Annotated in this window: 9 protein-coding genes; 5 read left to right on the forward strand and 4 right to left on the reverse strand. The window is 65.3% G+C overall.

Annotated features, from left to right (window positions below; translation table 11 throughout):
* The first annotated feature begins 123 nt into the window (after positions 1 to 123).
* From AABA86_RS04500 to AABA86_RS04515, 4 genes are all read left to right on the forward strand, one after another.
* The gene (locus tag AABA86_RS04500; protein WP_028140850.1) at positions 124 to 543 is read left to right on the forward strand and encodes an HIT domain-containing protein; all 420 of its coding nucleotides are present in this window, start codon (positions 124 to 126) and stop codon (positions 541 to 543) included.
* Positions 544 to 553: 10 nt separating this feature from the next.
* Positions 554 to 1,492 (forward strand): NAD(+) diphosphatase, encoded by a 939-nt coding sequence (nudC, locus tag AABA86_RS04505; protein WP_338305879.1) that lies wholly within the window; start codon positions 554 to 556, stop codon positions 1,490 to 1,492.
* Between the two features lie 6 nt (positions 1,493 to 1,498).
* Positions 1,499 to 2,422, forward strand: a complete 924-nt coding sequence (locus tag AABA86_RS04510) for a sugar kinase (protein WP_338305880.1) — start codon at positions 1,499 to 1,501, stop codon at positions 2,420 to 2,422.
* Between the two features lie 97 nt (positions 2,423 to 2,519).
* Complete coding sequence (locus tag AABA86_RS04515; RefSeq protein ID WP_212246206.1) at positions 2,520 to 3,029, forward strand: Lrp/AsnC family transcriptional regulator; 510 nt, start codon at positions 2,520 to 2,522, stop codon at positions 3,027 to 3,029.
* Between the two features lie 151 nt (positions 3,030 to 3,180).
* Here the strand turns inward: AABA86_RS04515 and AABA86_RS04520 are convergent, their stop codons facing one another.
* From AABA86_RS04520 to AABA86_RS04535, 4 genes are all read right to left on the reverse strand, one after another.
* A complete protein-coding gene (locus AABA86_RS04520; protein WP_338305881.1) occupies positions 3,181 to 4,680 on the reverse strand; it encodes a phosphomannomutase/phosphoglucomutase in 1,500 nt (499 codons plus the stop codon).
* 187 nt (positions 4,681 to 4,867) lie between these two features.
* Entirely contained in the window at positions 4,868 to 5,374 is a 507-nt protein-coding gene (locus AABA86_RS04525) for a TIGR02281 family clan AA aspartic protease (protein ID WP_338305882.1), read from the reverse strand.
* A 119-nt stretch (positions 5,375 to 5,493) separates the two neighbouring features.
* Entirely contained in the window at positions 5,494 to 7,968 is a 2,475-nt protein-coding gene (gene hrpB / locus AABA86_RS04530) for an ATP-dependent helicase HrpB (protein ID WP_338305884.1), read from the reverse strand.
* Between the two features lie 130 nt (positions 7,969 to 8,098).
* The gene (locus AABA86_RS04535) at positions 8,099 to 9,415 is read right to left on the reverse strand and encodes a UDP-glucose dehydrogenase family protein (protein WP_212244088.1); all 1,317 of its coding nucleotides are present in this window, start codon (positions 9,413 to 9,415) and stop codon (positions 8,099 to 8,101) included.
* Between the two features lie 195 nt (positions 9,416 to 9,610).
* Here AABA86_RS04535 and AABA86_RS04540 point away from each other — a divergent pair, with 195 nt between their 5' ends.
* Positions 9,611 to 10,678 (forward strand): acyltransferase family protein, encoded by a 1,068-nt coding sequence (locus AABA86_RS04540; protein ID WP_338305885.1) that lies wholly within the window; start codon positions 9,611 to 9,613, stop codon positions 10,676 to 10,678.
* The last annotated feature ends 163 nt before the right edge of the window (positions 10,679 to 10,841 follow it).

Consider the following 10,841-nt stretch of genomic DNA (forward strand, 5'->3'; position numbering starts at 1 on the left):
CGCTTGTCCGGGACGACGACCGCGTATGCGGTGACAGCGGGGCGCCATCCTTCCCCTCAGGGAATCCCTATCGTATGGTCGTGCCCAACACGCCCGAACCCACCGGGCCATCCGGAAACGCATATGCCCGAACCCGCCTGGTCGCTGCACTCCCGCCTGAAAGAGGACACGATCGACATCGGCGATTTGCCGCTGTCGAAGGTGCTGGTCATCAAGGACGCGCATTATCCCTGGCTGCTGCTGGTTCCTCGGCGCGCCGATGCGGTCGAGATCATCGATCTCGACGAGGTCCAGCAGGCACAGCTGATGACCGAGATCTCCCGCGTCTCGCGCGCGTTGAAGGAGATCACCAGATGCGACAAGCTCAATGTCGCGGCGCTCGGCAACCTCGTGCCGCAGCTTCACGTTCACATCATCGCGCGCCGCACCAGTGACGCCGCCTGGCCGCGCCCGGTCTGGGGCGTGATGCCGCCATTGGCGCATGACGCCGCAGAGGTTCAGAATTTCATCAGCGCGCTTCGCCGCAAGATCTGGTTGGGTTGAAAGAACGATAATGTCAGCATTCAACGCATTTCCGCTGGGACAGCCGGCCTTCGTCACCAACATCCTCGACCGCGCCGCGCATCTGCGCCGCGACGACCAGAAGCTGTTCGCGATGGAGCAGAAGCCGACCTCGCGCGCCTATGTCGTTTATCGCGACTCGCTGCTGGTCAAGCGCGAGGGCGACAGGATTCGCGCGCTGCTCTCGATCGACGAGGCGCTGAAGTGCGGCGCCAATCCCGGCACGATCTTCCTGGGGCTGCGCGACGGCGCCGCGATGTTCGGCATGGGTCTGTCGCAGGCCGCCGCCGAGAAGCTGGTCGGACGCGAGGACTACACCGTGACCGAGCTGCGCGGCATGGCGATGCAGGGCGCGATTCCCCCAGACGAGCTGTCGGCGATCGCGATGGCGAAGTCGATGGTCGGCTGGCACCAGCGCCATGGCTATTGCGCCAATTGCGGCACGCGCAGCGCGATGAAGGAAGGCGGCTGGAAGCGCGAGTGCCCGGCTTGCAAGGCCGAGCATTTTCCGCGGACTGACCCTGTCGTGATCATGCACGTCGCCTCCGGCGACAAATGCCTGCTCGGCCGCCAGAAGCAGTTTCCGGCAGGGATGTATTCCTGCCTCGCCGGCTTCGTCGAGGCCGCCGAGACCATCGAGGACGCGGTGCGCCGCGAGATCCTGGAAGAATCCGGGATCCGCTGCACCGACGTGCAGTATTACATGACGCAGCCCTGGCCCTATCCATCGTCGCTGATGATCGGCTGCAGCGCGCGAGCTGTGAGCGAGGACATCGTCGTCGATCACTCGGAGCTTGAGGATGCGCGCTGGTTCACGCGCGAGGAGGCAGCCCTGATGCTGACGCGGACGCATCCGGACGGGCTCGCCGGCCCGCATCCCTTCGCCATCGCCCATCACTTGCTCGGCCGCTGGGTCCACGACAAGAACTGACTGCCGATGGCGCTAGCTGTGACCGCGCCGCGCATCCTCTGCATCGGCATTCCCGTGCGCGACCTCACCTTTCGGGTCGAGGCCGTGCCGGCGCGCGGCAGCAAGGCCAACGCCAGCCACCTCGCCGAGATCTGCGGCGGCAACGCGCTCAATGCCGCGATCGCGATTGCGCGGCTTGGTGGTCACGTCTCGTTCGCGGGGCCGATGGGCGATGCGCGGGAGATGTCGAGCGGCTTCATCCTCGCGCAGATGACGCAGGAGGGCATCGACACCACGCATATCGTGCGCATGCCTGATATGACCACGCCGGTCTCGGCGATCATGATCGAGCCCTCGGGCGAGCGGACGCTCACGATCTATCGCGATCCCGGCCTGTGGCGCGTGAAGCTGCCCAATGCCGACGAATTGCTGGTCGACTGCCGCGCGGTCCTCGTCGAAAGCCGTTGTGCCTCATTCTGCGTTGATCTCTGCGCCGAGGCTCGGCGACGCGGCATTCCCGTCATCGTCGGCGTCGATCGCGCGATGTCGTTGCAGGACGGCCTGCTGACCGCCGCCTCGCATCTGCTGTTCGCCAGCGAGCAGGTGCAGGAGACCGCCGGCATCGCCGACGACGCCAAGGCGTTGCAACTCCTGGCCAGACTGACGCCGGCCTTCCTTGCCGCGACCCGCGGTCCGCTCGGTACGATCTGGCTGAACGAGGCAGGCGAGCCGAAAGAGACCGCGGCCTTCCCGGTTCAGGCGGTCGATACGCTCGGCGCCGGCGACGTCTTTCATGGCGCCTTCGCGCTTGGCCTCGCCGAGGGTAAGGGGGTGCCGGAGGCGCTGCGATTCGCCGCGGCCGCTGCAGCACTGAAATGCACCCGCCATGGCGGCGGCATGGCAGCACCCCAACGTATTGAAGTTGAAGGGTTTTTGCGAGGGAGGCCCTAGAGCAATTCCATCGATGCGCCGAGATTATGGGCTTGATGGGGAAAGATTTTCTCTATATCAGGGAAATCAGCCCCTGAAATGGAACAAAGTTCTTCAAATGACCGACCTCGCCGTCCAGATCCCCGAGACCAGCCGCCGCCTCGATGCCATCGACCGCAAGATCCTGATGGTGCTCCAGGAGGATGCCTCTCTGTCCGTCGCCGAGATCGGCGACCGCGTCGGCCTGTCCTCGACGCCCTGCTGGAAGCGCATCCAGCGCCTGGAGGCCGACGGCGTGATCATCAAGCGGGTGGCCCTGGTCGACCAGAACAAGATCGGGCTCGGCATCTCCGTGTTCGTGTCGGTCGAAAGCTCCGACCATTCCGACGCCTGGCTGAAGAAATTCGCCGAAGCCGTCAGCGCGATGCCCGAGGTGATGGAGTTCTATCGCATGGCCGGCGACGTCGACTACATGCTGCGCGTCGTGGTCGCGGACATGCAGGCCTATGATGTGTTCTACAAGAAGCTGATCAGCGCCGTGCCGCTGAAGAACGTCACCTCGCGCTTCGCGATGGAAAAGATCAAGTCGGTCACCGCACTGCCGATCCCGGCGGTGGTGGCGGCTTAGCTTCCGTCACGCCGCAGAGAAGGTGTCATCGCCCGGCTCGACCGGGCGATCCAGTATTCCAGAGACGGCGACGGGATACGGAGAAGCTGCGGCGTACTGGATGCCCCGGTCAAGCCGGGGCATCACAGCGAGAGGGGTTCGCCGTCGCCTCTCAAATCGTCTGATTGTACTCGCCGACTTCCGGATGCGTGCGCAGCACGCTGTTCACCATCTCGAACATGTCGTGCATGCGCTGCTCGGAGACCGGGCTCTCGACCACAACGACGAGCTCGGGCTTGTTCGAGGAGGCACGCACCAGGCCCCAGCTGCCGTCCTCGACCGTGACGCGCACGCCGTTGACGGTGACGAGGTCGCGGATCGCCTGGCCGCCGATCCTGGCGCCCTTGGCCTGCAAGCCCTCGAAGTGCTTCACCACCTGGTCGATGACGCCGTACTTGGTCTCGTCGGCGCAATGCGGCGACATGGTCGGCGACGACCATGTCTTCGGCAGCGCGTTCTTCAGGTCCGCCATCGACTTGCCCGGCGCGCGGTCGAGCATGTCGCAGATCGCGATCGCCGACACCAGGCCGTCGTCATAGCCGCGTCCATAGGGCTTGTTGAAGAAGAAATGGCCGGACTTCTCGAAGCCCGCCAGCGCGCCGGTCTCGTTGGTGCGGCGCTTCATGTAGGAATGGCCGGTCTTCCAATAGGCGACCTTGGCGCCCTGCTTCTGCAGCACGGGATCGGTGACGAACAGGCCGGTCGACTTCACGTCGACGATGAACTGCGCGTCCTTGTGGATCGCCGACATGTCGCGCGCCAGCATCACGCCGACCTTGTCGGCAAAGATCTCCTCGCCGGTATTGTCGACGACGCCGCAGCGATCGCCGTCGCCGTCGAAGCCGAGGCCGACATCGGCCTTGTGATGCAGCACCGCGTCGCGGATCGCGTGCAGCATCTCCATGTCTTCCGGATTCGGATTGTATTTCGGGAAGGTGTGATCGAGCTCGGTGTCGAGCGGGATCACCTCGCAACCGATCGCCTCAAGCACCTGCGGCGCGAAGGCGCCGGCGGTGCCGTTGCCGCAGGCCGCGACGACCTTGAGCTTGCGCTTCAGCTTCGGACGGGAGGTGAGATCCGCGATGTAACGCGCCGGATAGTTCTCGTGGAACTGGTAGGAGCCGCCGGCCTTGTTCTTGAAATCGGCATTGAGCACGATCTCCTTCAGCCGCGTCATCTCGTCGGGGCCGAAGGTCAGCGGACGGTTGGCGCCCATCTTCACGCCGGTCCAGCCATTGTCGTTGTGCGAGGCCGTCACCATCGCAACAGCGGGCACGTCGAGATCGAACTGCGCGAAATAGGCCATCGGCGTCACCGCAAGCCCGATGTCGTGCACCTTGCATCCCGCCGCCATCAGGCCGGAGATCAGCGCGTATTTGATCGAGGCCGAATAGCCACGGAAATCATGCCCGGTGACGATCTCCTGCTTGACGCCGAGCTCGGCGATCAGCGCGCCCAGCCCCATGCCGAGCGCCTGCACACCCATCAGGTTGATTTCCTTCTGGAACAACCAGCGCGCGTCGTATTCGCGAAAGCCCGTGGGCTTCACCATCGGCTCGGATTCGAAGGCGTAGGTGTTGGGCAAAAGGACGGATTTCGGCTTCGGGAACATTGAGACGGTCTCGTGAAGGGCGGGGACTGAGGCAGCCTTAGCGAATGCAGGGCCGCAGCGGAAGGCGGGAATGAAGGCTTATGGCCGATAATTGCGGCAGTTTGGTAACGAAGAAACGTTACCGCGAGGGCGGTCGAGGCAAATAGCTATCTTGAAATGGACGGCGCTTGATCGCGAAAGGCTCCGCCTACTGCTCCAGCACCATCTGGCCGTTGGAATATTCGAAACGCTTCAGGCGGGACAGGAAGGACAGGCCGAGCAGGTTCTCCGACAGCGCCTCGTCGGGCAGAACCATGGCATCGACGTCGCGCACGACCAGACCGCCGACTTCGAGCATCGCGATGCGGGTGCGTGCGGCCTTGATGGTGCCGTTGGCGGTGGAGACGGTGGCGTTGTAATCGCTGCGCGAAGGACGCAGGCCAAAGCGGGCCGCCGAGGTCTCATTCAGCGCAACCACGGAGGCGCCGGTGTCGAGCATGAAGCCGATGCGCTGGCCGTCGATCCGGCCCTCGGTCTGGAAATGACCGCGGCCATCGCGGGAAATGGCGAGGCTACGGCCCCCTGCAGGCGCATTCGCCGCGACCGCGGTGCGCGGCACCGAGCTCGCGGAGGCGGAGCTCATCTTGTCCGCCATCTGCGCCATGAAGGTGCCGAGGCCGATCATGACGGCTGCGATGATCATAATGTTACGCATCACACCACTTCCGAGCCGGAAAGCTCGATTTCAACACGCGGCACACCAGGCCGCGAGCATTGCTGCGGCCAGAGCGATGCTATTTTGACGAAAAGGATGAGCGGACGGTTAATGCGCCCTCACGTCCCGCGCGGCTTGGCCCGCCGGGTCGGCACTGCGCTGGCCGGATCGTCTGGCCAGGGATGGCGGGGATAGCGGCCGCGCAGGTCGGAACGGACCGCGGCGTAGCTGCCGCGCCAGAAACCGGGAAGGTCGCGCGTCACCTGCACCGGGCGCTGCGCCGGCGACAGCAATTCCAGCACCAGCGGCACCTTGCCGGCAGCGATCGAGGGATGGGCGTTGAGACCGAACAATTCCTGCAGCCGCACCGCGATGGTCGGCCCCTGCTCGGCCTCGTAGTCGATCGCGAGCACGCTTCCGGTCGGCGCCTCGAAATGCGTCGGCGCCTCGCGGTCGAGCCGCGCGCGCATCTCCCACGGCAACAGCGCCATCAGCGCGTCGGAGAGATCACCGGGGGAGATGTCCTTCAGCGCGATCTTGTCGTAGAGCGCCGGCACCAGCCAGTCGTCGCGCCGCGCGATCAATCCGTCGTCCGACAGATCGGGCCAGCTGTCGCCCTCGGCCTTGCGCAGGAACATCACCCGGTCGCGCCATTGCTTTGCAGCCTTCGACCAGGGCAGCCGATCGAGGCCGGCGGCGATCAATCCGTCTGCGAAGATGCGCGCGGTGTCCTCGGAGGGCGAGACGGCCAGTGTCGCTTCGGACAGCGTGATCGCGTGCAGCGCGCGCTTGCGCCGTGCACGCAGCGCCATGGCGCCGCGGTCGAACGAAATCTCGTCGACGGTCTCGATATGCTCGGCGAAATGCCGCTCGATGTCGTCCTCAGTGATTTGCGCAGCGAGCAAGATGCGCCCGCTCGCCGCCGTACCCGTCATCTCACCGATCGCGATGTAAGGCGCGCGGGCGAGCGAGGAGGTCTGCTCGACCGCGGCGCCACGGCCGTTGGCAAGCACGAAACTGCCATTGCCGCGGTTTCGCGCGACGCGATCCGGGAACGCATAAGCGAGCATCAAGCCGGTCGAAAGATCATCCTGCGGCCCGGCCTTCTCCGAAGCCGCCACTTGCGAGGCCCAGCGCCGCGCCAGATCGCGCGCGCTGGCGGCGCGCGGCGAACGATCGCGGCGGAACTGGTCGCGCCGGTGCTCGAGATCGACGCTGTCGCCGCCAAGCCCGCGTTCGGTGATGATGGCCGCGATCTCCGCGGCGGCCTCGCCCTCCCCGACGCGATGCGAATCCACGATCATGCGCGCGAGCCGCGGCGGCAGCGCCAGTGCACGCAGGCTCTTGCCTTCCGCGGTGATGCGGCCGTCGCCATCGAGCGCGTTGAGTTCGGTCAGAAGGCTCTTGGCTTCCTTCCAGGCCGGTGCGGGCGGCGGGTCGAGGAACGACAGCGCCGAGGGGTCGGCAACGCCCCATTGCGCGAGATCGAGCACCAGCGAGGACAGATCGGCGCTGAGGATTTCCGGCTGGGTGTAGGGCGCGAGCGAAGCGGTCTGCGGCTCGTCCCAGAGCCTGTAGCAGACACCCGGCTCGGTACGGCCGGCGCGGCCGCGGCGCTGGTCCACCGCCGCGCGCGCAGCGCGCACGGTCTCGAGCCGGGTCAGCCCGATGTCCGGCTCGTAGCGCGGCACGCGGGCAAGCCCGGAATCGACCACGATGCGCACGCCTTCGATCGTCAGCGAGGTTTCCGCGATCGATGTCGCCAGCACCACCTTGCGCATACCTTTGGGTGCGGGTGCGATGGCGCGATCTTGCACCGCGGCATCGAGCGCGCCGAACAGCGGCACGATTTCGATGCTGGCATCCTGCACGCGCTCGGAGAGGAAGTTCTGGGTGCGGCGGATTTCAGCGGCGCCCGGCAGGAACGCCAGCACGGAGCCGCCATCGGCGCGCAGCGCGGATGCGATCGCATCCGCCATCTGCCGCTCGATGGGCGCGTCCGCCTTGCGGCCGAGATAGCGCGTCTCGACGGGGAAAGCGCGGCCCTCGCTCTCGACGACGGGTGCATCGCCAAGCAGCTTTGCCACCCGCGCGCCGTCGAGCGTTGCCGACATCACGAGGATGCGCAGATCCTCGCGCAGGCCGGTCTGCGCGTCACGCGCCAGCGCGAGACCCATGTCGGCATCGAGCGAGCGCTCATGGAATTCGTCGAACAGGACGGCGGCAACGCCTGAGAGTTCGGGATCGTCGAGGATCTGGCGGGTGAAGATGCCCTCGGTCACCACCTCGATGCGCGTGGTGCGCGAGATCTTCGAGCCGAACCGGACGCGGTAGCCAACGGTCTCGCCGGCGCGCTCACCCAGCGATTTGGCCATGCGGTCGGCGCTGGCCCGTGCCGCGATGCGCCGCGGCTCCAGTACGATGATCTTCTTAGCCCTCGCCCAGGGCGCATCGAGCAGCGCCAGCGGCACGCGCGTGGTCTTGCCGGCCCCAGGCGGCGCCACCAGCACGGCAGCGTTGTGCGCCTCCAGCGTGCGCGAGAGGTCGTCGAGCACGGTATCGATCGGAAGGGGTGTGTCGAAGCTGCGGGGCAAGATCTCGCATCCGTCATCACCCGCCTTGCGCGCCGGGCGGGTGATCCAGTCAACTCAGATCCCGATCATCACGAAGATCGGGATTACTGGATACCCCGCCTTCGCGGGGTATGACAATCGTGTGTGGCGATCAGCCCTGCACAGGCGGCCGGCCAATGCTGTCATAGGTGAAGCCGGCGGCTTCCATGTCTTCGGGGCGGTAGATGTTGCGCAGGTCGACGACCACGGGCTGCGCCATGACGGCCTTCAGCCGGTGGAGATCGAGCGCCCGGAACTGCACCCATTCGGTGACGATGACGAGCGCGTCAGCGCCTTGCGCGCAGGAATAGGCGTCCTCGCAATAGGTGATGTCGGGCAGCTCGCCCTTGGCCTGCTGCATGCCGACGGGATCGAAGGCTTTGACCGTCGCCCCCATGTCGATCAGGCCCGTCACCAGCGGGATCGACGGCGCATCGCGCATGTCGTCGGTATCCGGCTTGAAGGTGAGGCCGAGCACCGCAATGGTCTTGCCGCGCAGCGAGCCGCCGAGCGCCTGGCTGACCTTGCGCGCCATCGCACGCTTGCGGTTCTCGTTGACCGCCAGCACGGATTCGACGATGCGCAAGGAGACGTCGTAATCCTGCGCGATCTTGATCAGCGCCTTGGTGTCCTTCGGGAAGCACGAGCCGCCAAACCCGGGACCGGCATGCAGGAATTTGGTGCCGATGCGGTTGTCCAGGCCAATGCCGCGCGCGACCTCCTGCACGTTGGCGCCGGCTTTCTCGGAGAGATCGGCGATCTCGTTGATGAAGGTGATCTTGGTCGCGAGGAACGCGTTCGCGGCGTATTTGATCATCTCGGCGGTGCGACGCTCCGTGAACATCAGCGGCGCCTGGTTCAGCGACAGCGGACGGTAGATGTCGCCCATCACCTTGCGGCCGCGCTCGTCCGAGGTGCCGACCACGACGCGATCGGGAAACTTGAAGTCACGGATCGCCGCGCCTTCGCGCAGGAACTCGGGGTTCGAGGCCACCACGACGTCCGCGTTGGGATTGGTCTCGCGGATGATGCGCTCGACCTCGTCGCCGGTGCCCACAGGCACGGTCGACTTCGTCACCACGACGGTGAAGCCGGTAAGCGACTGCGCGATCTCGCGCGCGGCGGCGTAGACATAGGAGAGATCGGCGTGGCCATCGCCGCGGCGGGACGGCGTGCCGACCGCGATGAACACGGCATCGGCATCCGCAACCGGCTTGGACAAATCGGTGGTGAAGTCGAGCCGCTTGGCCTTGACGTTGGTCGCGACAAGCTCGTCGAGCCCGGGCTCGTAGATCGGGATCTCGCCGCGACGGAGGCTGGCGATCTTCTTCTCGTCCTTGTCGACGCAGGTGACGTCGTGACCAAAATCAGCAAAGCAGGCTCCGGACACCAGTCCCACATAACCCGTGCCGATCATCGCGATGCGCATGAAAATCCCTGTTTTAGATTGGTTAACGAAACCCCGACGCGGGGCGGTTTAGCATTTTCCCGAGGGGAGGGAACAGTCCGCAGGCAAAAAAGCGGCATGGGACTTGAACCGGTAAAGAAGTCGGAAACCGTAGAGGCCCCACACTGCCCCACACCCGAACAGGACGGGGCGGAACACGCCTCGAAAAGGGACACCATGGCACCATCAGGCACAGTCGCAGGGAGCGGAGGCACCAAAGACCGGGCTGCCGCGCGTGTCGACTGGATCGACTACGCCAAGGGCATCTGCATCATCATGGTCGTGATGATGCATTCGGTGCTGGGGGTCGAGCTCGCCGCCGGTCAGACCGGTTTCATGCATGTCGCCGTAGCCTTCGCGAAGCCATTCCGGATGCCGGATTTCTTCCTGATCTCGGGCCTGTTCCTGCCCCTGGTGATCGACCGGGACTGGCGAACCTATCTCGACCGCAAGGTGGTGCATTTCGCCTATTTCTATGTCGTCTGGGTGACAATCCAGTTCGGCTTCAAGGCGCCCGCTTTCGCGGCGGAGACGAGTTGGCACCACGTTGGCCTGTTGTATCTCGAATCCTTCGTCGAGCCGTTCGGCACGCTGTGGTTCATCTATCTGCTGCCGGTCTTCTTCGTCGTCACAAAACTGACACGCAAATTCCCGCCGCTCGCGATCTGGCTGGTCGCCGCTGCACTGGAGACGGCCCGCATCTCGACCGGCTGGACCGCGATCGACGAGTTCTGCTCGCGCTTCGTTTATTTCTATTCGGGCTATCTGTTCGCGCCCTACGTGTTCGCATTGTCGGATCGCGCACGGAAGCATCCCGCCCTCGCGCTTGCAGCGCTCGCGGCCTGGGCGCTGATCAATGCCGGCCTCGTCGCGTCGGGGACCAGCGAATGGAAGATCGTCTCGCTCGTGCTCGGCTTTGCCGGTGCCTGCGCCATCATCACGATGGGCACGCTGCTCGCGCGCGCGCAGTGGCTGAACTTTCTCCGCTTCTGCGGTGAGCATTCGATCGTGATCTATCTCGTCTTCTTCCTGCCGATGGCGGCGACGCGGACGCTGCTGCTGCGCACCGGCATCATTCCCGATATCGGCACGGTGTCGCTGATCGTCACCATCGCCGGCGTGGTCGGCGCGCTCGCGATCTGGCAGGCCGCATTGCTGTTCAATGCGCGCTTCCTGTTCGAGCGGCCCGATACGTTCTGGATTGCGCCGAAGAAGGCTGGGCCGGTGTTGCAGGCGGCGGAGTAGCTGTCATGCCCCGCGAAGGCGGGGCATCCAGTATTCCAGAGGCAGCGGTCGTATACGGATAAGCCGCGGCGTACTGGATTCCCCGCCTTCGCGGGGATGACAGTGGGGATAGCGGCGCCAGCGAGGCAAAAATCACCCTCCCAAGGCTGTCAAAGCCCGCAAA

Source organism: Bradyrhizobium sp. TM233 (assembly GCF_036247965.1).
Taxonomy (GTDB): Bacteria; Pseudomonadota; Alphaproteobacteria; order Rhizobiales; family Xanthobacteraceae; genus Bradyrhizobium; species Bradyrhizobium ottawaense.